Source organism: Salinicola sp. NYA28a (assembly GCF_976982775.1).
Window position 1 is genome coordinate 598,672 of sequence record NZ_OZ334582.1, and the last position, 22,913, is coordinate 621,584.

General features: G+C 62.3%; 28 protein-coding genes. 12 read left to right on the top strand and 16 right to left on the bottom strand.

The annotated features are described in order from the left end of the window. Window positions 1–68 precede the first annotated feature (68 nt). Window positions 69–1,292 (bottom strand): TauD/TfdA family dioxygenase, encoded by a 1,224-nt coding sequence (locus ACWHY3_RS02840; RefSeq protein WP_244179820.1) that lies wholly within the window; start codon window positions 1,290–1,292, stop codon window positions 69–71. A 237-nt stretch (window positions 1,293–1,529) separates the two neighbouring features. On the opposite strand from ACWHY3_RS02840, the gene ACWHY3_RS02845 reads away from it, so the two are divergent. Together ACWHY3_RS02845 and ACWHY3_RS02850 are read left to right on the top strand one after the other, a co-directional pair. After that, window positions 1,530–2,405: a LysR substrate-binding domain-containing protein gene (locus tag ACWHY3_RS02845; RefSeq protein WP_087720599.1), complete on the top strand. Its 876-nt coding sequence runs from the start codon at window positions 1,530–1,532 to the stop codon at window positions 2,403–2,405. Window positions 2,406–2,532: 127 nt separating this feature from the next. Beyond that, window positions 2,533–2,979 (top strand): hypothetical protein, encoded by a 447-nt coding sequence (locus ACWHY3_RS02850; protein WP_071232002.1) that lies wholly within the window; start codon window positions 2,533–2,535, stop codon window positions 2,977–2,979. A 9-nt stretch (window positions 2,980–2,988) separates the two neighbouring features. Here the strand turns inward: ACWHY3_RS02850 and ltaE are convergent, their stop codons facing one another. Both ltaE and ACWHY3_RS02860 read right to left on the bottom strand, forming a co-directional pair. Next, a complete protein-coding gene (gene ltaE, locus ACWHY3_RS02855; RefSeq protein ID WP_448127524.1) occupies window positions 2,989–3,999 on the bottom strand; it encodes a low-specificity L-threonine aldolase in 1,011 nt (336 codons plus the stop codon). Window positions 4,000–4,244: 245 nt separating this feature from the next. Continuing rightward, window positions 4,245–4,805: a hemerythrin domain-containing protein gene (locus tag ACWHY3_RS02860; RefSeq protein WP_448127525.1), complete on the bottom strand. Its 561-nt coding sequence runs from the start codon at window positions 4,803–4,805 to the stop codon at window positions 4,245–4,247. A 245-nt stretch (window positions 4,806–5,050) separates the two neighbouring features. Here ACWHY3_RS02860 and ACWHY3_RS02865 point away from each other — a divergent pair, with 245 nt between their 5' ends. Beyond that, window positions 5,051–5,347, top strand: coding sequence for a YciI family protein (locus tag ACWHY3_RS02865; RefSeq protein ID WP_087720595.1), 297 nt, complete (start codon window positions 5,051–5,053; stop codon window positions 5,345–5,347). Between the two features lie 7 nt (window positions 5,348–5,354). Further along, a complete protein-coding gene (locus ACWHY3_RS02870; RefSeq protein ID WP_087720602.1) occupies window positions 5,355–5,699 on the top strand; it encodes a hypothetical protein in 345 nt (114 codons plus the stop codon). Between the two features lie 38 nt (window positions 5,700–5,737). Here ACWHY3_RS02870 and ACWHY3_RS02875 read toward each other — a convergent pair whose 3' ends face one another. The 3 genes from ACWHY3_RS02875 to ACWHY3_RS02885 form a co-directional block, all read right to left on the bottom strand. Further along, complete coding sequence (locus ACWHY3_RS02875) at window positions 5,738–6,604, bottom strand: sirohydrochlorin chelatase (RefSeq protein WP_448127526.1); 867 nt, start codon at window positions 6,602–6,604, stop codon at window positions 5,738–5,740. Between the two features lie 347 nt (window positions 6,605–6,951). Continuing rightward, window positions 6,952–8,244 carry a type II toxin-antitoxin system HipA family toxin gene (locus ACWHY3_RS02880; RefSeq protein ID WP_087720593.1) on the bottom strand — a complete coding sequence of 431 codons (1,293 nt, stop codon included), beginning with the start codon at window positions 8,242–8,244 and terminating at the stop codon, window positions 6,952–6,954. Next, on the bottom strand, window positions 8,241–8,531 hold the full coding sequence (locus ACWHY3_RS02885; RefSeq protein WP_448127527.1) for a helix-turn-helix domain-containing protein: 291 nt from the start codon (window positions 8,529–8,531) through the stop codon (window positions 8,241–8,243). The genes ACWHY3_RS02880 and ACWHY3_RS02885 overlap by 4 nt, the downstream gene beginning before the upstream one ends. A gap of 286 nt (window positions 8,532–8,817) precedes the next feature. Here ACWHY3_RS02885 and ACWHY3_RS02890 point away from each other — a divergent pair, with 286 nt between their 5' ends. The 3 genes from ACWHY3_RS02890 (at window position 8,818) to ACWHY3_RS02900 (ending at window position 9,674) form a co-directional block, all read left to right on the top strand. Further along, window positions 8,818–9,054, top strand: a complete 237-nt coding sequence (locus ACWHY3_RS02890) for an addiction module protein (protein ID WP_087720591.1) — start codon at window positions 8,818–8,820, stop codon at window positions 9,052–9,054. Beyond that, complete coding sequence (locus ACWHY3_RS02895) at window positions 9,055–9,369, top strand: hypothetical protein (protein ID WP_087720590.1); 315 nt, start codon at window positions 9,055–9,057, stop codon at window positions 9,367–9,369. A gap of 143 nt (window positions 9,370–9,512) precedes the next feature. After that, a complete protein-coding gene (locus ACWHY3_RS02900; protein ID WP_373419428.1) occupies window positions 9,513–9,674 on the top strand; it encodes a hypothetical protein in 162 nt (53 codons plus the stop codon). Here ACWHY3_RS02900 and ACWHY3_RS02905 read toward each other — a convergent pair. The 3 genes from ACWHY3_RS02905 to ACWHY3_RS02915 form a co-directional block, all read right to left on the bottom strand. Beyond that, window positions 9,671–10,588, bottom strand: a complete 918-nt coding sequence (locus tag ACWHY3_RS02905; RefSeq protein ID WP_448127528.1) for a restriction endonuclease — start codon at window positions 10,586–10,588, stop codon at window positions 9,671–9,673. The genes ACWHY3_RS02900 and ACWHY3_RS02905 overlap by 4 nt on opposite strands. Window positions 10,589–10,904: 316 nt before the next feature. Beyond that, window positions 10,905–11,777: a M90 family metallopeptidase gene (locus ACWHY3_RS02910; RefSeq protein ID WP_087720588.1), complete on the bottom strand. Its 873-nt coding sequence runs from the start codon at window positions 11,775–11,777 to the stop codon at window positions 10,905–10,907. A 7-nt stretch (window positions 11,778–11,784) separates the two neighbouring features. Continuing rightward, window positions 11,785–13,347 (bottom strand): bifunctional GNAT family N-acetyltransferase/carbon-nitrogen hydrolase family protein, encoded by a 1,563-nt coding sequence (locus ACWHY3_RS02915; protein ID WP_087720587.1) that lies wholly within the window; start codon window positions 13,345–13,347, stop codon window positions 11,785–11,787. Window positions 13,348–13,549: 202 nt separating this feature from the next. On the opposite strand from ACWHY3_RS02915, the gene ACWHY3_RS02920 reads away from it, so the two are divergent. Beyond that, complete coding sequence (locus ACWHY3_RS02920; protein WP_143543310.1) at window positions 13,550–13,759, top strand: hypothetical protein; 210 nt, start codon at window positions 13,550–13,552, stop codon at window positions 13,757–13,759. A 9-nt stretch (window positions 13,760–13,768) separates the two neighbouring features. On the opposite strand, the gene ACWHY3_RS02925 is transcribed toward ACWHY3_RS02920, so the two are convergent. Both ACWHY3_RS02925 and ACWHY3_RS02930 read right to left on the bottom strand, forming a co-directional pair. After that, a complete protein-coding gene (locus tag ACWHY3_RS02925; RefSeq protein WP_303856033.1) occupies window positions 13,769–14,389 on the bottom strand; it encodes a flavin reductase family protein in 621 nt (206 codons plus the stop codon). Window positions 14,390–14,528: 139 nt separating this feature from the next. Continuing rightward, complete coding sequence (locus tag ACWHY3_RS02930; protein ID WP_087720584.1) at window positions 14,529–14,777, bottom strand: GlsB/YeaQ/YmgE family stress response membrane protein; 249 nt, start codon at window positions 14,775–14,777, stop codon at window positions 14,529–14,531. A gap of 210 nt (window positions 14,778–14,987) precedes the next feature. On the opposite strand from ACWHY3_RS02930, the gene ACWHY3_RS02935 reads away from it, so the two are divergent. Further along, window positions 14,988–15,941: a TIGR03571 family LLM class oxidoreductase gene (locus ACWHY3_RS02935; protein ID WP_087720583.1), complete on the top strand. Its 954-nt coding sequence runs from the start codon at window positions 14,988–14,990 to the stop codon at window positions 15,939–15,941. A gap of 72 nt (window positions 15,942–16,013) precedes the next feature. Here the strand turns inward: ACWHY3_RS02935 and ACWHY3_RS02940 are convergent, their stop codons facing one another. Then, a complete protein-coding gene (locus ACWHY3_RS02940) occupies window positions 16,014–16,739 on the bottom strand; it encodes a dienelactone hydrolase family protein (RefSeq protein ID WP_087720582.1) in 726 nt (241 codons plus the stop codon). A gap of 163 nt (window positions 16,740–16,902) precedes the next feature. Further along, window positions 16,903–17,841 carry an AraC family transcriptional regulator N-terminal domain-containing protein gene (locus ACWHY3_RS02945; RefSeq protein WP_448127529.1) on the bottom strand — a complete coding sequence of 313 codons (939 nt, stop codon included), beginning with the start codon at window positions 17,839–17,841 and terminating at the stop codon, window positions 16,903–16,905. Between the two features lie 160 nt (window positions 17,842–18,001). On the opposite strand from ACWHY3_RS02945, the gene ACWHY3_RS02950 reads away from it, so the two are divergent. From ACWHY3_RS02950 to ACWHY3_RS02960, 3 genes are read left to right on the top strand one after another with little or no spacing between them, the layout of a single operon-like run. Beyond that, window positions 18,002–18,745, top strand: coding sequence for an SDR family NAD(P)-dependent oxidoreductase (locus ACWHY3_RS02950; RefSeq protein WP_448127530.1), 744 nt, complete (start codon window positions 18,002–18,004; stop codon window positions 18,743–18,745). 41 nt (window positions 18,746–18,786) lie between these two features. After that, window positions 18,787–19,188: a VOC family protein gene (locus tag ACWHY3_RS02955; RefSeq protein WP_448127531.1), complete on the top strand. Its 402-nt coding sequence runs from the start codon at window positions 18,787–18,789 to the stop codon at window positions 19,186–19,188. Next, on the top strand, window positions 19,185–20,162 hold the full coding sequence (locus ACWHY3_RS02960) for a saccharopine dehydrogenase family protein (RefSeq protein ID WP_332779014.1): 978 nt from the start codon (window positions 19,185–19,187) through the stop codon (window positions 20,160–20,162). Before ACWHY3_RS02955 ends, ACWHY3_RS02960 begins: the two co-directional genes overlap by 4 nt. On the opposite strand, the gene ACWHY3_RS02965 is transcribed toward ACWHY3_RS02960, so the two are convergent. The 3 genes from ACWHY3_RS02965 to ACWHY3_RS02975 form a co-directional block, all read right to left on the bottom strand. After that, window positions 20,149–20,772, bottom strand: a complete 624-nt coding sequence (locus ACWHY3_RS02965; RefSeq protein ID WP_332779013.1) for a TetR/AcrR family transcriptional regulator — start codon at window positions 20,770–20,772, stop codon at window positions 20,149–20,151. The genes ACWHY3_RS02960 and ACWHY3_RS02965 overlap by 14 nt on opposite strands. 173 nt (window positions 20,773–20,945) lie before the next feature. Further along, a complete protein-coding gene (tnpC, locus tag ACWHY3_RS02970) occupies window positions 20,946–22,385 on the bottom strand; it encodes an IS66 family transposase (protein WP_023004967.1) in 1,440 nt (479 codons plus the stop codon). A 116-nt stretch (window positions 22,386–22,501) separates the two neighbouring features. Next, window positions 22,502–22,912 (bottom strand): organic hydroperoxide resistance protein, encoded by a 411-nt coding sequence (locus tag ACWHY3_RS02975; RefSeq protein WP_448127532.1) that lies wholly within the window; start codon window positions 22,910–22,912, stop codon window positions 22,502–22,504. Between the last annotated feature and the right edge of the window lies 1 nt (window position 22,913).

Genomic DNA, 22,913 nt, shown 5'->3' on the forward strand with positions numbered 1-22,913 from the left:
GAAAAGCCGCCCGGTCATGAAGTTCACGACTTCGGGCGGCTCGTATCAACGTCGTGCCGCGCGTCGGTTCACCGCGACAGCACTCGTAGATGTGATTGCAACATGTCCAGATCGAGATAGGTACCCTGGAGATGGCGCTTGCCGGTGTTGGGGTCGAAGGCGTTGCGACCGTGCAGCACGCGACGGTTGTCGAAGGCGACCATCTGGCCGGGGGCGAGCGTCAGCTCCACGCGCCCCTCCGGGCGGCGCAGAATCTGCCAGAAGGCGCGGTAGGCGTCGTACCAGGCCTCGATCCGATCCAGCGGCAGGCTCAGCGTGTCGCGAATCCAGTTGTTGAAGCGGATCTCGCGGGGGCGGCCTTCGGCATCGAGATCGATGACCGGCTCGCGCACGGCGATATCGTGGCCGTCGTCCTGAAAGCGGAAGTCGATGGGCGTCTCCGACAGCACCCGGAAGGCGTCCGGCTTCTCGGCGCGCAGGATCTCGGCGGCCGCAAAGCCGTCGGCAAAGCTGGATTCGCCGCCCTCGGCATCGTTCTCGAGGCAGTAGAGCAACTGGATGTCCGGCGGCTGCCGCCAGTTGGGCAGGTCGGTGTGCAGCTCGAGCCCGATCGCCGTGTAGGCCGCGTTGTTCGGGTTGGGGACCGAACGCACGTCGAACCGGCCACCGAAGTTGGTCGAGCGCATCGGGCCGATGCTCTCGGCAATGCGTGAGACTTCTTCCAGCTCGCACGGCCCCCGGTCGAGCATGACCAGGCCATCGCGCAACAGGGCGCTGACCCAGCGGCTGCGGCCCTCGCTGCCGCCGACGAAATCGGCATGTTCGACGTGCTCGGGGGCGAAGCCTTCGGGCCACGGCGTCGGGGTGGGCAGCAGTGTCGCCAGCTCCTCGCCGGGGCAGCGCTGATAGAGCCAGCCGGCATCGAAGCGCGACACGTGGCCGTCCTGCCAGACCAGCGTCAGGGAGCGCGCATCGAACTCGAGCGACGCCAGCGCCTCGTCTGCCTCGAAGCGCTCCCACAGCGGATCGTCGAGCAGCTTGTAGAGGCGTTCGCGCGTCATCGGGTGGCGGCACTGGTCGCAGGCGCAGTGATCGCGCAGCCACATCAGCGGAAACTGGCCGGACCGACCATCCGACCAGCTCAGCGTCACTCGACGCGCCTGCCCGAATGCGCTCTCGAGCTCGGCGGCCGGCGCGCCGGCGTCCTGGCGGTAGCGGCGCAGTTCGGCCATGTCGATGGGTTGATTACCGCGATGGGTATGGGTCTCGTTAAAGGCGTTTCCGGATGACAAAAGGCACTTCCTCGATGGCTGACAGCGCCATCTTTGTTAACAGCGTGTGTAGATGAGTGTCACAAGGATGCGGATTGCGCCGAGACATGACAAACGATTAATCTGACCGCAAAGGCCAAGCTGAGCTAATGGCCGACTTTGGCTATTAGACTTACGAACCACCGCTAGACGTACGGACCACCAGATCCGAGATCCATTCTGACGAGATTCATTCTGAAGAGAGCTTCGACGAAGACCATGTCCGAACTCCCCCCGGTATTGTGGCTGCAGGCATTCGAAGCGGCGGCGAGGACGCTGAGCTTCACCGAGGCCGGCCGAGAGCTCGGCGTTACCCAGTCGGCGATCAGTCAGCGTATCCGGCTGCTGGAAGATCGCGTCGGCCAGTCGCTGTTCGTGCGCTATCCGCGCAGCCTGGCGCTGACGCCGGCAGGGCAGGCCTGGTTGCCCAGCGTTCAGGGCGCGTTCACCCGCCTGGCCGAAGGCACGTCGGAAGTCTTCGGTCCCAGCCCCGGCGCGCCGGTGACGCTGCGGGCGACGCCGGCAATGCAGCAGACCTGGCTGGCGCCGAGATTGATGCGATTCCAGCAGATGCACCCGGAGATCACCCTGCGGCTGGTCAGCGCGATCTGGGCGGACGACTTCGGGGCGGAAGGGGCCGATCTGGAGATTCGCTACGGAGACGGCGAGTGGAACGACGTCACTGCCGAATGTCTGGGGGAAGAGCGGCTGTTGCCGGTCTGCTCCGCCGCGCTGGCGGCGGAACTGCATACGCCGGAAGATCTGGCGGGCAGGACGCTGCTGCATGCCGCGGGGTTCGCTGCCGGCTGGCCGCGCTGGCTGGCCGAGGCGGGCGTCGCCGGGCTCGAGCATCGCTGCCAGGCGATGATCTGCGACACCCACGTGACGACGCTGGCGCTGGCCTCCTACGGCGGCGGCGTCGCGCTTTCCCATCGCCGCCTGCTCGAAGCCAGCCGCGATCTGGTCGCGCCGTTTGAGCTCGACATGGCGACGGACGAAGCGTTCTGGCTGGTCCGGCCCAGCCGCCGCCAGTTGCGCCCGGCAGCCGCCGCGCTGTGGGAGTGGCTCTCTCGGACCCGCGAATCCGCACCCTGAACGCATCACGTATCCCGCGGCGAGCGCTACACTATGTCCATGGAATATGTCCATGGAACGTCATGCCCGGCTGACGCCGGGCGCAGGCAGCATTCCCGTAGGTGAGATACCCACCCGGAGGTGGATCATGCGCATCTCTATCATGCCCGTCAGCCGTCGCCGCACACTGGCCGTCACTTGTCTCGCGCTGGCGATTGCCGGCACGGCGCTGGGCAGCGCGCCCGCCGTTGCCGATGGCGTCACGGTGGTCGATCCCCAGACCGGCCACCGCGTGAGACTGCCGGACAACGACCGCGATGGCCGTGCCGACTACGTGCCCAGGCACATGGACATCAATGTCAGCCCCAACCTGATCTACCCACGGGAAACCCGCGAGCGGCTGCCCAGCGGCGGTGGTTCGATCTGCCGGGGCAACGATGGCGGTTCGACCATTTCCACCGCCCGCCGTACCTGCGATCCGAATGCGCCCGCCGGCGACGGCGGCCCCCAGGCGGCGCCGAACGCGGCACCGAACCCGGGCGCTTCCTCGACGCCGACCCGGCCGAACAATTCTTCATCCACCCGGCTCGACTGAGCCGGGCGGTCAGGCGGTGAAGTACTCGTCGAAAGCGGCGACGACGCGATCGATGTCGTCCATCGACACATCGCGATGGGTGACGAAGCGCGGGGCGTAGAGCGCACCGACGAGGATGTCGCGCTCTTCCAGCCACTCATGCAGCCGAGCCGGGTCGAATGCCGGGCGCGTGAACTCGACGAACACCATGTTGGTGGCCTGCGAGGTCACCGTAATGCCGTCGATACCGGCAAGACCTTCGGCCAGGCGCTCGGCCTTGGCGTGATCTTCCGTCAATTGCGGCAGGTGATGCTCCAGGGCGTATTCGCAGGCGGCCGCCAGCATACCGACCTGGCGCATGCCGCCACCGACCACCTTGCGCCAGCGCCGTGCCGTTTCGATGAACGCCGCCGGCCCCACTAGCACCGAACCGGCCGGCGCGCCCAATCCTTTCGAGCAGCAGATCGAGATCGTATCGAAGGGGCTGCAGAGCGCCTCCAGGCTGGCCCCGGTAGCCGCCGCAGCGTTGCCGATCCGCGCGCCATCCAGATGAGTCGCCAGGCCGTGACGTCGTGCCAGCGCAGTAGCCGCCTCGACATAATCGGCATTCAGCACCTGTCCGTGGAAGGTGTTTTCCAGCGTCAGCAGGCGCGTGCGGGCAAAGTGCGGATCGATCGGTTTCACTGCCGACTCGATCTTCGCCAGCGGCAGCGTGCCGTCCGCTTCATTCTCGATCGGCTGCGGCTGGATCCCGCCCAGCACCGCCGCGCCGCCGCCTTCCATGCGATAGGTGTGCGCCTGCTGGCCGACGATGTACTCGTCGCCGCGCTGGCAGTGGCTCAACAGCGCCACCAGGTTGCTCTGCGTGCCGGAAGGGAAGAACAGCGCCGCCGCCTTGCCGGTACGCTCGGCGATATAGGTTTCCAGATGCGCCACGCTGGGATCGTCGCCCCACACGTCGTCGCCCACTGGCGCATCGAACATCACCTGACGCATCGCCTGGCTTGGGCGGGTGACGGTATCGCTGCGGAGATCGATCATGGAATGTGGCCTCTTCATGTCGTTGAACGGGGTCGAGAAGGATTGTACAGCCGACGGCCGTGTTCCCGCGCTGGTATCGGCTCGACCCAGCACGGCATGGCACGGCAAGAAACGACGCGAACGACTCGCCCACCGAGCTTCGAATAGGGGTCGAATACCATCCGTAACGACAAGATATGACTACAAAAGCCCCGGATCGGCATGGTCCGGGGCAGTAGCAAGGTCGCGATTTGCGGGCGGCGAGTCTAGCCGGTGTGGCGTCCCGTGAGCTTGTCACGGAGCCGGTCGATCATGCCGACGCCTGGCCCGACACTTTTATGAAACAGCTCGGAGTGCGGTGCGCTGGGGTGAGGGCGAGTCGGCGCCAACTGCTTGGCCTTTTGCACCTTGTCGCCCATTTCCACGAGTTGTTCACTGGAGAGATGAGCGCGCAGTTTGGGAAACTGGTCGGACTCCTCGTCATCGGCGTGGTGACGCAGTTGCTTGTCCAGTTCCTGCACCAGCTCCATGAACGCCGGATCGGCAGCATCGGCCTCTTCCAGCTTCTTCATCACCTGCACGATCTCGTCATGTTCCTGCTTGTCATGCTCGACCTCTTCCTTGCCGCCCGGCAGATCCTTTTCCATCACCGGGTAGACGTACATCTCTTCGGCAACGGCATGACGCATCACTTCCGCGATCGCCGTTTCGACCAGATCCCGGCGTTGCTCGACATCTTGAGTCTGCGTAGCCCGGGCCAGCAGCTCCGTCATCTCTCGGTGATCGGTCGTCAGGATGTCGACGACATCCTCATTCGGTCTAGTCACGTTATCGGTCGTCATTATATTCCCTCCTTGGGATTTTCTTCCTGAGCGCCGATTCGAAGCCCGATTTTCCACCTCGATTTTCGACCTCAGTTCTCAAGATAGTCACGTTCCGATATCCGGTCCAAGCGGTGGCAACCCCATTGCCGGGCGCTGACCGTGCAATCGGGAGGCGGATTGTCTCTTCAGGCGGGCTGACGCATGATGCGAGTCGTCTTCGATGAACCACGAAACGACAGGAGCACCGCATGAAACAGTACGCCGTAGTGGCTTACGACTACACGGACGACGACGCGCTCGAGCGCCGGCTGGCCCATCGCGAAGCGCATCTGGCAGGGGTTCGTGAGCTCGTCAGGCAGGGGAAGTTTCTCAGTGGCGGGGCGATCCTGAACGATGACGGCAAGATGATCGGTTCCAACACGCATTTTCGTTTCGACGACCGCGCCGATCTCGACGCCTGGCTCGAAACCGAGCCCTACATGACCGGCCGGGTCTGGGAGCGAGTCGACATTCGCGAAGTGAAGCTCTTCGATCCCGATGCCTGAGGGCAGCATGGCAGAAAACTCCTCATTGACCGCGCAGGTTCGCCACTACCTCGAGACAGTGCCTCGCGAAACCCTGCCGCTGACCTACCAGCAACTCGCCGAGGCGTTGGCGCTGCAACCACCGCGCACCATTCAGCGCGTGGCTCAGGCACTTGAGAACCTGATGCGCGAGGATGCCGAGCACGACCGACCCTTCATCGCTGCGCTGGTCGTCAGCCGGCGTGGGGAAGGGCTGCCCGCGCAAGGCTTCTTCGATCTCGCGGTGGAACTGGGGCGATTTCCCGCCGATCCGGCAAAGCATGCCGAGGCCTGGCGGCAGGAGTTCGAGCGGGTGCTGGCGGCGATGAATTAGCCTTTGAGGTCAAATGCCGACCCAAGCCGAAGCGCGGGTCATGCCTCCTTGGCGCCGATCGTCGGCAGTTCTGTCAGTAGCGGCCCACCGGCCAGCGCTTGCCGTAGGCGAGTGGCGAGGAGTTCCAGGATGGCGTCGTTCTCGCCCACCAGCCGGGTCGTCACGACGTTAAGGCCTGGGGCGCGAGACATCGCCTGGGTGCAGATCTCGGCAATATCGCCGCCTTCGCCGGCGTGACGGCCCGGGGAAAGAAACAGCATGGACAGGATCACGTCACTTTCGGCCAGCGCCGGTGAGGCCAGCAATGTCTCCAGCAGTGGCTCGTTGAAGCGGTAGGCGTCGCCGTCACGGCGTTCCATGGAAGCGAAGGTGACGCAGTCGACCTCATCGGCCAGCAGCGCGCTCAGTTGCCCGGCGAGATAGTTGCGTACCGCCGTGACCTCCGGAATCGGGCTGCCGTGATCGACCAGCACCACCTTGGGCCGCGATAGGCCGGCCATTCGCTCGCGTACGTTCTCCACCAGCAGCCGGGCCAGGCGCAGATCCGGCGCCAGCAGCGTATCGACCAGCGGCGGGGCGACCTTCACCGAGAGCTGCGGGTAACTGGCCTGCACTTCGGCCAGTCGCTCCGGCAGGTAGCGGGTCAGCGCCTGACTGGGGCCGAAGAAGAACGGCAGAATCAGCAGCTCGGTCACGCCCTCCGCTGCGTAGCGCTCGGCCAGTGGCCCCACCGTGGCGGCCTTGCGCCCGCCGAGCGCCTCGGGCGGAATCTTGAAGGAGTGCAGCAGCGATGCGGCCTCGACCGCCTCGCCCGTGTCCTGACTCAAGGCATCGGCAAGACGACGCAGATTGAGCGTAGCCTGAGGGCGCAGGGAACCGTTGTCGACGAGCAGTATCTTTCGCATGGGGCGTTATCTTTCATGGAGCCATGAAGCTGGCACGGACGGGCGGAAATATAGATTGCCAGCGTGGTTGGCGGTGGTGCCCATCACACTACCGTGCCGGCGTTCGGGTCAAGTCGCCTAAGCTTTGTACGGAAACTGTCTGCGCTCGGCAATACGGCGTTAAAAGTCGGCTCGAGATGCTCATTTACACCCCGTAAACTGGTGCGCCAGCCCGGTCCGTCTTCGCCGATTTTTGCCTTGTCTTGTCTTCGCTCGCCGACTTTTCGTACAAACCGTAGAAGTAAAACCTCGCATCGAGGTGAAGCGTCGGAAGCAAGAGTTGATATCCCGAATTTTGCTGACAGGCACTACCAGCGCTCGGCGCGGCGGCACTGCTTTTGGATGTGTTGACGCTGCTGCTGCAACCTCGTCCAGCCTTTATCTTCGAGGCCCGCTTGCTGCAGCTGCTGCTGAAGCGTGGAGGAATCGGCCAGATCGGTGAGCGTGGCAATCATTTCCTGAATCTGGCGCTTCACGAACGGATAACTGAAACGGCACTCCTCGGCAAAAGCCTGCCAATCGCGCGGTAGCAGCTGCATCGAATTGAACTGCTCGCCGATCGAGAAGGCCAGATCCGGGTCGTAACCGAGCACGATGGTACCAACGAGGTCATAGACTGGAGCGATCTGCCAACGGCCACGAGCGTCCTGCAATAAGGACACGTTCTTGGCGTGGCCATCGCTGTTGCCGACCAGGACATTGAATATCTGCCAGCGGAGCAGCTGCTGGATGGAAGTCGCCGAGGGGCGGCAGGCTTCGCGGACTGCTTGCACGATCTCTCCGAAACGCGGGCCACCGTAAGCCTGATATTTCTGGTTGCGCGACAGCCCCATGGCCTGACACAGATCCTCCTGATGGACACGTTCGACATGCGCGCTCTCAATACCCAAACGATCATAGCGTTCGACGATCAAGTAAGGATGACGGCCGGCATAAGCCATCGTGGTCGCCGGGCAGGCCAGCCCTCCCAAGCGCGCCAGGTTGTTCAGATAAAGCTCATTCAGGATGACTTGCTCACGCCCTTCGACGGCGAATTTCAGAATATGGGTAGAGGGCTCGACGCCCGAAGGCAAGTAGAGCGTATCGTCCCACAGCCGCAACGGAATCTTGTCCTGCGCGCCGGCCAGCGAGAGACGAGGGCGCCTGGCCGGGTCGCCGTCGCCCATCAGCGCATACCGCTCACGAGCACCGGCCCATTGCGCGAGCCGATCAAGCGGCAACTCGCGGTAGTCGTCATCCGTTGGGAACGATGGGGCTCTTGTCGGCGGCGTTTGATCGATCGGGAGGATCGTCAGCGCACCGGCGCAGTCACCGCCGATGGCGGCCAGTAGCGAGAAGTCATCATCCGGAATGCCAAGGCGCTTGATCAGCGCCGCTCGGGCCTGCTCTTCAGGCAGTAAATTCGCGAACCAGTGATGCGCCAACAGATCCTCGGGCTGCCAAGCCTTCTGGCTCAGTGGCAAGCTGTGTGAAATGGCGTGCCCGCCTCGTTGCCAAGCATCGTCGTACTCGAAGCCCATCAGTCGACCATCACCGCCACGCCACAACGTCCCTACACGCCGCGTGTCACGCCATACGTTTAGCGAATCCGGTAATGTCATGACTCGGTCTCGTCCGGTGGGCTAGCGGACAGCTCGATGCCCAGCGTATCGAGCACGATCAGTACGCGGCCCAAGCCGCAGGACTCGCGGCCGTTTTCCAGCTCGCTCAGAAAGCGGATGCTCAACCCGCAAAGACCCGCGAGGGTTTCAAGATTCAATCCCTGTTGCTTGCGCGTACGACGAATCAACTGCCCGAGTGTCTTGGCATTGTGGATGGGAACCGCATGGGGTGAGGGCATGCTTGAGCCTTTCACGGCAAGAAGAACGGGTCGATGAAAAGCCAGCATAGACGAATTTTCCCAATAGGGATAATTTATGCAAAACAGTAAGCTAACGCACAGAATTTTCCCGACAGGGAAAGATAACCAAAAGGCGGGCTGATGGCGCTTTTATTTTCCCTAACGGGAAAGTAGGTGGCCTCTTAAACGGAAGGATCAGGCGAGGTGAATGGAATGCCACTGAGCACGTGCGAATGCGGCATCAATGCGAAACCGCAATGCCGTTTCCGTGACTGGCCTTGTTAGGGCTTTTCAGACGGCATAGCATAACTTTATCGCTACTCGTGGAGGCGTCATGACTACCGAAACGCTGGATCACCTACGCTCCCAGATTTCGACTCTCTCCGAGTCGGAACGTGCGACGTTGGCTCGCGAACTCATCATGAGCCTGGATGGGCCCCGTGACCACTCCGTTGAGCAAGCCTGGAACGAGGAAATCGTTCGCCGTACATCCAAGGCCAAAAGCGGCAAGGGCACAATGTTGAGTCGCGAAGAATTCCGAACCAAGATGCGGGCGAGACTGGGCCAGTAAGTGCGAACAGTAAGAATACTCGAAGAAGCCTCTCAGGAAGCGATAGAGGCTGCAGCTTGGTACGAATACGAGCAACCTGGACTCGGAGCAGAGTTTTTCGTTGCCGTTGAAGCTGCCATCGACGTTATTGAAGAAAACTTCATTCCATTATCACCTCTCCCGAAAAAAGCTGGCGAAACTGGTGCAAAGCGGCTGATCTTGGAGCGCTTCCCGTTTGACGTTGTCGCGATTGAGTTGCCGGAAGAAACCGTCGTTATCGCCTTTGCCCATCATTCCCGAAAACCTGGCTATTGGCTGGGACGCAGTAGGTCTTAACAGGTATGAGAACTGCGCGCCCGGCGAATCAATCGCTTCAGCGGCTTCATGGACGGGCGCCGCGTGTGATGGCGGCACGACGTGAGCCTTACGCGCACCATCCCAGCGCACCGCCCAAGCACTGGAGAACCTGATGCGCGAGGATGCCCAACAGAACCGGCAATTGGCAATTTATCGCCGCGCTGGTCATCAGCCGCCGCGGGGAAGAGCTGCCCGCGCAAGGCTTCTTCGATCTCGCGGTGGAACTGGGGCGGTTTCCCGCCGACCCGGCGCAGCGTGCCGGGGGTTGGCAGTTTCACGATTAATCTTCAATGAAGAAATCAGTATCCACTTTCTTGACTTCGTATGTTGCGGCAGAACTCACGCCTACACCATGATCAATCATCAGTTGTACAAGGTCAGCGCCATCTAGAAGAACAACCTTTGGATCAATCTGGCCGACATAATCCAGCGCCTCTTTCGAGAAACGGCTGGTGGTAATAAACACCCCTTTCTTAGCTCGCTGACCATGAAGGGCACCAACAAATTTTTGAATCTCCGGCCGACCAACCACCGCTTCCCAGCGTTTAGCTTGAAGATATATTGTCTCCAGCCCGAGACGGTCTTCTTTGATAATGCCATCAATTCCTTCATCTGCCGTTTTTCGCGTAGCTTTTCCTGCTTCTTTTACGGAACCGCCATACCCCATCGAAACAATGAGGTAGATGACGAGTTTTTCGAAAAACTCTGGCGTATTATTTTTAATTAAATGAAGAAGCTCATTCGCTACTTCGTCGCGAAGTTGTTGATATGCTTGCTCAAGCGTTTCCTCAGGCGTGGTAGAAGAATTATCGTCGTCGCCCACGTGGGTCACTTTTTGAGTGCGATTTTTACTGCTCGCCTGCCGAAACTCTTGAAACTCTTTGAACTGTTCTAAATACTTGATACTGATCCGACTAGGGGCTTCAATAAGGATCTGCCTGCCACGATTAGAGATATGGAATTTACCCCGCTTGGGAGACTCCAAAACTCCCGCCTGGGTCAGATAAACCTTTGCCCAAGCTACACGGTTTGCGAACGTGGATTGCCGACCGCTCGGCAGCCTTTTTTCAAGATCCTCTTGGGAGAGCCCCATGATTTCTGCCAGCCCTTCTCGGGCTTCCTGCATCGAATGCTCTTCGCCATCAGCGGAGAATTTTAGCAATGGCAACATCAATGATTGAAAGTCAGGTACGGCCAAGTGGTACTCCCGTTTTCAACTATAACATTTGTTAGGTGGCGGGCTCGTTATACTCTTTTAACGAGTATGCGTATTCAACATTTTTATGCAGCATCCTTATTTGTATGACTTTTCCAATTTTTAGTTGAGTCCATCCTATAACACCAAACATCGCGTCGGCTGCAAACTCTATTATATTGAACGACCTATCATTCCTGCCAATGTAAAACAATATTTGTCCCGAGTAACGTTGTGAGACCATTTCTCTAGTCAGGATTGGCTTAGGTGTTTTGGCCATCGGGGCCGATATGCGGCTACAGGGCAACGAGGGTCGATTCTATGAGCCATCATCCTCATCTTTCCGCCGCTGAAATCTCACCAACGGCTCCTGACGAAAGTAGCGGTTCAGCAGATCAAGCAGCTCCGGATACACCTCCGCCAACTGATCCGGGGCGCTGAAGAAGAGTTCGCAGCACACCGCGAAGCATTCGCCGGGGTGGGTGGCGGCGTAGTCGTCGATGGGGGTGGGTTCGTCGCGGGCGAGGTGGGCCTGCAGGTCGTCCCACACCGCGGTGAAGATGCGATGCCACTCCTTGGAGGTGACGTCGCTCGCGGCGGCAAGCGGCGGGAAGCCGTCGACATCCTGCGAGTTACCCAGATCGAGCTTATGGGCGAATTCGTGAATGATGACGTTGTAGCCGGTGTAGTCGCCGCTCTCGGCGACATCGGGAATCGCGAGTACCACGGGGCCGCGCCAGGAGGTTTCCCCGGCGCGTTCGTCGACGTATTCGTGCATCACGCCAAAGTCGTCCATCTCCTCGACGTGGCGATGGAAGGCGTCCGGCAGCAGGATGATCTCGGTGACGTTGTCGAAGGCGGCGCTGGCGTCGCGGTCCGACCAGCCGAGGGTCAGCAGTTCGACCTGGGCAGCGATGGCGAGCAGGGCGGCATCATCGAGCTCGACGCCGTCACCCGCGACCCAGCGCTTGCCGTGCAGCAGTTGCCAGGCGCGCGGGCCGAGGCGTTCGGCATCAGCGTCGTCGAGATCGGCCAGCAGCGGCAGGCCGTGGCGGATCGGCCGCCACGCCTCCGGGTCGAACGGGGGGCGCGAGCGTTGCCGGGCGTCGCGACGGTTGCCTTTCCGATCCTGCCGCCAGGCTTTCCACCAGCCCTGCCACCCGCTCTTCCCCCCGCCTTTCAACAAGCTCATGTCCCGCTCAGCTCTCTTCCTGACGCGCCCCGGATTTCCACGACCAGTCGCGCAGGCGCAGGTCGAACAGGTCCAGACGGCGGTCCTTGAGGTTGGTCACCGCGCCTTCGGAACGCACCAGCTTGAGCTTGGTCAGGTCGAGATCCGAGAACATCACCATTTCGGTGTTGGGCGTGGTCTCCGACAGCACGGCATCGTGCGGGAAGGCGAAGTCCGACGGCGAGAACACCGAGGACTGGGCGTACTGGATGTCCAGGTTCTCGATCGAAGGCACGTTGCCGACGCTGCCGCAGACGACCACGTAGCATTCGTTCTCGATGGCGCGGGCCTGGGCGCAGTGGCGCACGCGCAGGTAGCTGTTCTTGGTGTCGGTCCAGAACGGCACGATCAGGATGTCCATGTCCTGCTCGGCGAGCAGGCGCGGCAGTTCCGGGAATTCGACGTCGTAGCAGATCAGGATGCCGACGCGGCCGGCATCGGTCTCGAACACCTGCAGTTCGTCGCCGCCTTCGACCACCCAGTCACGCCGCTCCTGCGGGGTGATGTGCAGCTTGGCCTGGCGGTCGATCTCGCCGTCGCGGTGGCACAGGTAGGAGACGTTGTAGAGCTTGCCGTCCTCGCCCAGCTCGACCATCGAACCGGCGACGATGTTGATGTTGTAGGAGACCGCCATGCGCGAGATTTCGGTCTTGAAGCGCTCGGTGAACCCGGCCAGGAACTGGATTGCGGCGACCTGGTCGGTCTGGTCGGTCAGCCCCATCAGCGGGGTGTTGAACAGCTCCGGGAAGACGGCGAAATCGCTCTGGTAGTCGGAGATGGCATCGACGTAGAACTCCACCTGCTGGAGTACGGTTTCCACCGAGTCGAACTCCCGCATCTGCCACTGCACGGCGCCCACGCGGACCTGGGTCCGGCGCGTTTCGATGATCCGGCTGGCCGGTTCGTAGAGGATGTTGTTCCACTCGAGCAGCGTGGCGTAGCCCATCGATTTCTCGTCTTCGGGCAGATACTTGGTCAGCAGGCGCTTGACCAGGAAGTCGTTGGCCAGCTGGAACGAGAGGATCGGGTCGTAGAACTCCTTGCGCGCCACCCGATCGATGTACTCCGCGGGGGACATCTCGTCGGCATGCTGGTGGTAGTTCGGGATCCGCCCGCCGGCGAGAATCGCGCGCAGGTTCATCGAGCGGCAAAGATCCTTGCGCGCTTCGTAGAGGCGCCGGCCGAGACGGTAGCCGCGATAGGCCGGATCGATCAGCACGTCGAGCCCGTAGAGCGCGTCGCCGTTGGCATCGTTGAGGATGATCTCGCGATGGCCGATCAGCTCGTCGTACTTGTGCGGGTTGGAGAAGTGGTCGTAGTCGACCAGCACCGTCAGCGCCACGCCGACGATCTTGCCATCGTCCTCGACGATGATCTGGCCGTCGGCGAACTCGCCGATCAGCTTGTCGATCGTCAGCTTCGACCAGGCACCGCCGATGTCGTCGTAGACGGCATCCATCAGCCGTTTGAGCTGGGGGTAGTCCTCGGGGGTGAGGTTGCGCAGGTTGAGGTGCAGTTCTTCCAGAGACATTGAGCGCCGGACTCCATGAGAAAAATAGGAGGGAGATAGAGACAAAGTCTAACACGACGCGACCGTCGCTCTCTGGCTGACGAGGAATCGGGCCGCGGGACAGGTGCTAATCGGCCCTTCAGGAAAACGGGCAATCAGCCGGCAATGCTCGATGCTCCTAACTTTCTATGCGACGACGAGGTTGTCAGCGTGGCCGTCGGAGATGCTGAATGAAACGATTACTGCCGGTCTGTCTGGCGTTGGCCATGGCGGCGATAGGCTGGGCGGCCGAGGCCGGCCATTGACCGAAGACGAACGGCAGAGGTTCAGCGGCTTCGGGCAGGCAGTGCAGTTCTCCGACATGGCGATGTATGCGGCCAAGCGGGCAAGGCGCAATACCTGGCGCTTCTACGAGCCTTCAAACCGGATCTAGCGGCGCGCTTCAGCCGGGGCGGGACATCTTGAAGTTCTGGTCCGGGCTGATTTCGAAGTAGTCGGCCGGGCCGCCGCCACGCAGAATCGGCCGGGCGGCGGCGGTCTGGTAGATGCCGTCCTCGAGCAGCGCCGAGTCGATATGCACGCCGACGACTTCGCCCAACACCAGCCAGTTGTCGATCTCCTCGCCCGCGGCCGATTGCAGCCGAAGGGTCTGCGTCAGCCGGCACTCGAACACGACCTGCGCTTCCTTGACGTGGGGAACGCCGACGACGCGGGATTCTTGCGGCGTCAGGCCCGCCAGTTCGAACTCGTCGACCTCGGCCGCTACCGACGCCGAACTCTGGTTCATCGCCTCGGCGAGTGCATGCGTCGACAGCTGCCAGCAGAACTCGCCGGTCGCCTCGATGTTGCGCACGCTGTCCTTATAGCCTGAGCTTGAGAAGCCAATGATGGGCGGCGTGTCGGCAAAAGCGTTGAAGAAACTGTAGGGCGCCAGATTCAGTCGGCCTTCGCGATCCCGCGAGGAGATCCAGCCGATCGGCCGCGGCCCGACGATCGCCTTGAAAGGGTTATGCGGTAGCTCGTGACCGCGACTCGGTTCATAGAAATGCGCGTTGCTCGGCATGCCGGTTGATCCTGGAGGGAGTGTCGGAAGCGAAAGAATGTCCTGCGGACTGGCGAAGGGTATATCGACTGAAAAGAGAAGAGAAGCGGGCCTCCGGCTCGGCGGACGGGCCGCCGGGCCGGGGCAATCGGTGATAGCGCTACTTGCGCACGACGCGATAGATGATCAGCAGCACGATCGCACCGAGGACGGCGATCAGGAAACTGCCGATATTGAAGCCGGATACGTCACCAAACCCTAGCGCGGTCCCGATCCAGCCGCCGACGACGGCCCCGAGAACCCCGATGATGATGGTGACGATGAAGCCACCCGGATCCTTGCCTGGCATGACCATCTTGGCGATGGCGCCAGCGATCAGGCCGAAGATGATCCACGCAATAATTCCCATGGCGTCTGTCCCTGTTTGGTTCATGCTGAACTTTCACAACAAGTGCATGCCTTCCTGCATGCCCTTTGGACACTAGTCGCAGATCGGGAATACGACAAGCGCGGATCGGGGCTATCATCGTGCCTTGCGCCTTGTTTCCGGGCGTCATGATTCGTGACGCGGCCCGGACAACGCATCCCGATGTATTGGTCGAATGTTCAAGGAGGGGTCATGTCTGCTGGCGGAGCCGAACAGGCGATCGTTGGGCGCGTGTTGGCACCGAATCGGCTGTCGATCGGATTGACGCTGCCGCTGATGCCAGGCGGTCAGGAAGTGGTCGATGTTACCGAGCAGCGGCGTCTGGCGACACTCGCCGACAGGGGCGGGTTTCGCGCTCTGTGGATTCGGGACGTGCCGCTCAACAGCCGCGACTATCCCGATCCGGTAGGCCATCTGGATCCTTGGAGCTGGCTGGGCGCTCTGGCAGCGGAAACGCGGCAGATCGCGCTGATCAGCGGCGCCATCGTGCTCACCCTGCGCCACCCGCTGCATATCGCCAAGGCGGCGGCATCGGTCGCCACGCTCTCGGAAGGTCGTTTCATCCTCGGGCTGGGGTCCGGCGACCGGCCGCCCGAATTTGCCGCCTTTGGTCAGAACGTCGCCGAGCGGCGGCGCCTGTTTGCGGATCACTGGCAGGTGGTAGCAAAGGCGTTGGGTACGCCGCAGGAGGTCGTGCCGGATCGGCATGACACGGATTCGCCGGATTTCCAGTTGCGGCCGCTACCTCCGGAGCCCGTGCCGCTGCTGGCGGTCGGTTCGGGAGGGCAGAGCGTCAACTGGATTGCCCGCCACGCGATCGGCTGGATGACCTATCACCGCGAGCAGGCGCAGCAGCGCGATCGTTATCGCATGTGGCGGGCCGCCGTCGAACAGAGCGTACCCGGCGAGTTCCGCGGCTTCGGCGAGGCGATGCGCCTTGATCTTGCCGCCGATCCGGGGGCCCCGGCGACGCCCATCGACCTGGGCTATCGTGCCGGCCGTGATGCCCTCATCGACGTGCTCGAGGCGCTCAGAGAGATGGGCGTTCATCACGTTTCCCTGAATCTGCGTCTCGAGGAGCGGCCAGCCGATGCCATCATCGAAGAGCTGGCCGCCCACGTCCTGCCGCATTTTCATCGGCCCTGATTCATCAACCCTGACCGTTCAAGACTCGCGCCGAAACGTTTCAGCCGTTCCGACACGAGCTCGACTCGTTCCTCACTCGGAGTGGCTGGCCAGGAACGTCAGCGTACGGCCGTGCGCCAGCGCGGAAGCATGCTGGTTGTAGCTCGCCCGTGCCCAGCAGTTGAAGCCGTGTTCCGCTCCACCGTAGAGATGCACTTCGACATCCTTGTTGCCGGCAAAGGCCTGGCGGGTCTGTTCGACCTGCTCGAGCGGGATGTGGTCATCCTCGGCGCCGAAGTGGAACTGAACGGGCACCTTGAGCTCGTTGGCGCGCGGCAGGTATTCGGTCACGCCGCCGGCGTAGTAGCAGATCGCGGCGTCGACACCGGCATCCAGGGCGCAGAGGTAGGAAAAGACGCCGCCCATGCAGTAGCCCACGGAAGCGATGGGGCCGTCGCAGACGGGGCTTGCCCGCAGCGCCTTGGTCGCGGCACGCAGGTCGCTGACCGCCGTCGGATAATCGAGCGCCTTCTTGTGGGCGACCGCCGCTTTCCAGTCGTCGCCGTCATAGCCGAGTTCGACGCCCGGCTCATCGCGCCAGAACATGTCGGGCACGATGACGCTATAGCCATCCATCGCATACTGTTCGGCGACGCCACGCATGTGGCCGTTGACGCCGAAAATCTCCTGGATCAGCAGGATGCCGGGCCCTTTGCCCTTGTGCGGCAGCGCCTGGTAGGCCTTGAACGTCTTGCCGTCCTCGGCGGTGATCTCGATCCATTCGGTCCTGATGTTCGTCTGGGAATCGCTCTGAGACATGGTCTCTCCTCGTGGGCGGTTGGCTGAACTTGAGATAAACGGTGAAGCCCGAGACGGGAAGTTTAGCAGGCAATGGAAAAGACGAGAGTGCCGCGCTTCCCGAATCGTCAGGTGGCAGTAAAACCCGCGCCACACGCCGGTCGTCGGCGCGCCGAGGCGGCTTTCAGCGATCGGGCGATCGGCCGCGCCCCTTGGTTTCCCCCAGAATCCTCGCGCTATCCCGGGCGGGAGGCAGCCCGAATACCCGGGCGTAATCTCGGCTGAACTGTGTCGCGCTTTCATAGCCGACCTCGAAGGCGGCGCTGGTGACGCTTCTGCCGCTGGCTACCATGAGCGTGCGCGCCTGGAGCAGTCGAACCCGTTTCTGGTACTGCAACGGGCTCAGCGTGGTCACTGCCTTGAAGTGACGGTGAAACGCGGACACGCTCATCGCCGCTCTCTGCGCCAACGCCTCCACTCGGATCGGCTCGGCAAAGTCCTGCCGGATCCACTGAATCGCGAGACTGACCCGGGCCATGGCGGTATCCGGCGCCGCGATTTCTCGCAGCATCCAGCCATGGGGCCCTTGCAGCACGCGGTAGAGAATCTCCCGTTCGTACACCGGGGCGAGGGCCGCGATCTCTTCCGGGCTGTCCATCAATCGCAGCATGCGTAGCCACGCGTCCATCAACTTCGGCGTGACCGCAGCCACCGAAAATCCTGCGTTGTTGTCGTTCTCGCTTTCGTAACGCCCGGCAGGCGTAGGCAGGTCGGTCAGCAGCGTCGAGAGCACGGCGGGGTCGAGCGTCAGGCTCAACGCGAGGTAGGGCTCCCCCGAAGCCGCCGGATGCACCGTGCCCACCGCCGGCAGCTCGATGGACATGACGAAATAGGTCGCCGGGTCATAGCGCAGCGTGCGGTCACCGACGGTCATCGTCTTGCTGCCCTGCAGGATCAGATTGACCATCGGCTCGTAGACGGCGGCCAGCATATGTTCCGGGATTTCGCCCTGGACCATGGCCACACGCGGAATGCCCGTCTCCGTACGGCGATTCTCGGCCCTGGCAGCCAGGGAGCGAAGCTCGAGCAGTTGATCGTTCATGGCGAGCAGTGGGGCGTCCATGGCGAGCGGTTGGGGCGGTTATGAAGAGATATGCTGATCCCGGGGGCGCGCCCGCGCAAGCAAAAAGCAGAAACGGGCAGGTTTCGGGCAGGAACGGCTGAGCCCGCGATGAGGGTAATGGTTAGGGTGAATATCTATCCCATCGACACCGGAGCAGCCCATGGGCGTTATCGTCATCACCGGAGGCAGCCGTGGCATTGGTGCCAGCGCTGCCGAGCACTGTGCCCAGAAAGGCATGGGCGTCATCCTCACCTACAACAGCAACACCGACGCCGCGCAGTCGGTCGTTCAGCGCATCGAGTCCGCCGGCGGCAAGGCCGTTGCGCTGAAGCTGGATGTCGCTGACGTCGGCGGTTTCGGGGTATTTCGCGAAACGCTGAAGCTGACCCTACGTGAAAACTGGGGCGTCAACACCGTGAGTGGTCTGGTCAACAACGCCGGCTACGGCTTGTTCAACCCGCTCGAGTCGGTTACCGAGTCCCAGTTCGATGGTCTGCTGAACGTTCACCTCAAAGGCCCGTTTTTCCTCACCCAGGCTTTGCTCCCGTTGATGGAGGAAGGCGCCAGCATCGTCAATCTGACCAGTGCTACCACCCGCGTGGCGACGGCCGGCGTGGCGCCTTACGCCGCTCTCAAGGGCGGGCTGGAAGTGCTCACCCGCTACATGGCCAAGGAGTTCGGCGACCGCCGCATACGGGCCAATGCCGTCTCGCCGGGAGCGATTCGCACCGAGCTGGGCGGTGGCCTGAACGACGAGTTCGAGGCTTTGCTGGCCTCCCAGACGGCGCTCGGTCGCGTCGGCGAGCCGCAGGACGTCGCTCGCATCATCGCCATGTTGCTGTCCGATGAAAGCGACTGGATCAACGGACAGACCATCGAAGTCGCTGGCGGCTACTGCATCTAACTCTGCTTCTGTATTGGCATCTGCGTCCAGGAGGACACCGCATGCTTGATCATCTCTTTTTATCCGTCAGCGACATCGAACGCTCGATTCGTTTCTACGAGGCCGTGCTCGCCCCGCTGGGGATCACGGCGCGGCTCGATTACGACGGCAAAGACGGCCCGCCGGGTCACCCGGATCTCAAGGGTTTTGGCGCCAATGGCCGGATGTTCTTCTGGCTACGCGAGGGCGTGGTCGAAAGGCGGGCCGTTCATGTCGGTTTCGTGGCGAGCAGCAAGTCAGAAGTCGAGGCAGCCTACGCCGCGGCCATGGCGAGCGGCGCTGTCGACAACGGCGCGCCTGGGGCCCGGCTGCATTACGACCCCAACTACTACGCCGCCAACGTTCTGGATCCCGATGGCTACAGTCTCGAATTCGTCTACAAGAACTGGCAGCACGCCCGATGAAAACACTACTGATCTACGGCGCGACCGGTTATACCGGTCGCATGGTGGCAGCGCATGCCAAAACGTTGGGGCTCGATTTCGAGATCGCTGGGCGCAATCGGCAAACGCTGGCCTCTCTCGCCGAGGCGTTGGCGGTTCCCTTTCGGGTATTTGAGGCCGATGCCGATGCAGCGCAGTCCCTGGCCGGTATCGATGTGCTGCTGAACTTCGCAGGCCCTTTCGCGCAAACGGCGGAGCCACTGATGCGGGCGTGCCTCGAGGCCGGCGTCGATTACCTGGACATCACCGCCGAGATCAATGTCTACCGGCTGGCGGAACGACTGGGCGCCGAAGCGGCCGAGGCCGGCGTCATGCTGCTCCCCGGCGTCGGCTGGGATGTGGTGCCGACCGATTGCCTGGCGGTGCACGTCGCGCAGCGTGTGCAGGAGCCGCGGTCGCTGAGGGTGGCGCTTCAGGTTCCCGGTTCCATGTCGCGGGGCTCCGCCATGAGCGTCAGCGAGATCATCGGCGCGGGCCTGATGGCGAGGGTCGACGGCCATCTCGTTCCGACCCCCGATGCGCAGCCACGCCACTTCGATTTCGGTGAGGGGCCGGTGCCGTGCTCGCCGCTGTCGTTCGGCGATCTGGTCACCGGTTGGTATTCCACCGGAATCCCCGATATCGCCATGTTCGTGCATGTCAGTGGAGAGGCGTTCCCCGAAGGCGATTTATCGCTGCTGCCTGATGGCCCGACCGAAGAACAACGCGATGCTCATCGAGCCCGCGCGGTGGCCGAGGTAACGGCGGCTGACGGCACGGTCGTCCGATCGATGATCGAAACCGTCAACGGCTACTCCTACACGCCGTTGGCGGCCGTCGAGGCCGCGAGTCGAGTTCTCGAGGGTGAACATCGGCCGGGTTTCGAAACCCCGGCGCGAATATTCGGTAAGGGGTTCGCCGAGACCATCGCCGGCACGACGATCACGGATTGCTAGAGACCGAAGCCGCTGTGGACTCCTCGGACTCCACTTCCAGTTCATGCGCGAGAAATCGGCCAGCGGCCCTTGCGACTTCGGTGAGGCGTTGGGGTGACATGCCGTTGCAAGACGAGGCCGAGAGTCCGCGCAAAGTAACCACCACGTAGTCGGCCAGCGTCTGCGCGTCTTGCGGGCGAACCTGATCGAGGTAAGCCCGAATCGCCTGGAGTCCACTGTTGGCGAGGTTCTCGGCCATCTGACGGGCGACCCGGTCATCCGCTCGCAAGCCCTCCGTAATCATGCAGCCGCGCAGCATGCTGTCTTGTCCATACTGTTCGGCGGCAGCGAGCAGCAGGGCGGGAAGCGCCTCGGCGGGAGGGCGGTCTGGGGCCAGAAGATCTCCTATCGGTAGGGCATTTTCCCGCGCATAGCGCAGCATTGCCCGTTCGAACAGCGCTGCCTTGCTGCCGTAAGCGGCGTAAAAACTGGGCGGCTTGATGTCCATGGCTTGGGTCAGATCAGCAAGGCTGACCGCGTCATAGCCCCGCTCGTGAAACAGCGCCTGGGCAATGGCGACTCCTGCTTCGCGATCGAAAGCCGGGCGGCGTTGTCGGGTCTTCGTATTCATGATGGCCTCGCTGGGTGAGGGAGGGAGTGTAGCGGCCGCTATACCCGGAGACAAAGGCGCTGCCATATTTATATAGTAATCGATAAATATAGTGCGTGACGTGCACGTTGTATGTAGTGTTCACTACATAGGCTTTCCCATAACGCTTTCCTTGCTCAGGGTAACTATTCAGGTCACGCTGCCTGATCCAGGCCGTCCCGACGCATGAATTCGGGCACTTCACCGGCAAACAACTGTTCTAGTGCGGTGTGCGCTGCCAGGCCCTGCTTGACCGCCGTCGAGAGGAAGCTGCGCATCCGGCAGAAGATCTCGGCACCTTCCCAGGAGCGGAAACAGCCTGAAATCTTCTGCTGGACCTTGGTCATCCGCAGGTCACGCTCCCCTTGGTTATTGGTGAAGGGCGCGGCGGGGTCGTCGAGGAAACGCAGCACATCGTCCTCGTACGCCTGGAGACGTTCGAGCAGGTTACGTGCCTTGGTACGTTTGGCACGACCGCGCTTTCCCGGTGGTGGTGGGATCGGTGGCGGACACTCGGTCTCACCCTCTGTCAGGCACTGCCGATAGCGGACTCGCCAGCGTTGCGCCTCTTCGGGCGAGAGCGTGCCACCGGCAGCGTCAACGGCCTGATGCATCTCCAGCAGCAGATCATGCAGCGCCTTGGCCCACTTTTGGTGGTCATTTTCCCAGGCCGCAGTCAATTCACGCAGGTGATGGGCGTTGCAAAGTGCGTGGCGGCAATCCGCGTAGCGGTAGTAAGGCTTCCAGTGATCATGCACCAGCACCCCCTGGACATAGGGCAGGATGCCGATGGCATCCATGGCCTCCTGACCTCGCTTGGCGTGAGGCGCCAAGTAGGTCAGGGCGTCATTCGAGGCGCTGTGCAGCCAGTAGCGCTTGCCGCCGACCTGCATCCCGGTCTCGTCGGCATGCACGGTCGCGGCTTGCCTCAGCGCCGGGATCGCCCACTCGGCAAACGCCTCGGCGCGCTGATAGGCCTCTTGATTGAAGGCGAACAGCGTGCCGGTGCTCAGCGATAGATCGCACTGTGAGGCCAGCAGCGCCTGGATGCGGGCATAGGGCAGCAACTGATACTGCGAGAGATAGACGACATGCGCCTTGAGACGTGGGCCATACTGGATCGGGCGGGTCACGCCGTCGGGAAACGGCGCCACATGGCGCCGCCCGAGATCGTCCTCCAGCACCTCGGCGCGATACTCGGTGACGACGGCCTGGATCACGATGTCTTGCACCTGGCGCGTTTCGATGCCGACCGAGCGATAGGTGCGCCCTTTGGGCAAGGTGCGGCGATCGACGCGCAACGACACGATCTCGTCGGGATCGGTGACCGGCGCCAGCGTCTTGCCTTCGTGACCCGGTTGCCCGCCAGGGCGACGCTCGCCCTTGGCCCGGGAACGGCGTTGGCGGTTGGGGTCTTGTGACGGCGGCTTGCTGCTGTTGCGGCTGCTGGTGGCCAGTCGGTCGGCCATCAGCTTGACCAGCAGCATCAGCACGTCGATGGCAGCACGCAAGGAAGGCGAGACCGTGTGGTCTTCCTTGAGCTGCTGCCGGACCCGTTCCAGGGCCTCGTCGACGTTGATATCGCTGATGGTCATGTCACCGCATAGACGTGCCGAAGGATCAGGCACACTATGCCAAAAAAATCAGGTGGTTGGCGACATGCCATCCGCAGCCACCTGAATAGTTACTCTCCTCGTAGGCCTACCGTCGCTTAGGCGACGCTGGTGTGCAGGCGCACGTCGACGTTGCCGCGGGTGGCGTTCGAGTACGGGCAGACTTGGTGGGTGGTTTCCACCAGCTTCTGCGCGTCGGCTTCGCTCAGGCCCTGGACTTCCACATACAGGTCGATGTCCAGGCTGTAGCCGCCCTCGGCGTTCTGGCCGATGCCGACCTCGACCGAGGTCCTGGTGGCGGTGGGTGCCAGCTTCAGTTGCTTGGCCGCCACCGGCAACGCGTTGTCGAAGCAGGCGGCGTAGCCCATGGCAAACAGTTGCTCGGGGTTGACGCCAGCCTTGCCGGACCCCGGCATGGCCATATCCAGCGCGAGGCTGCCATCGTCCAGCGTGGTGCGGCCGGAACGGCCGCCGACGGCGGTGGCGCGGGTCTTGTAGAAAATCTTCATG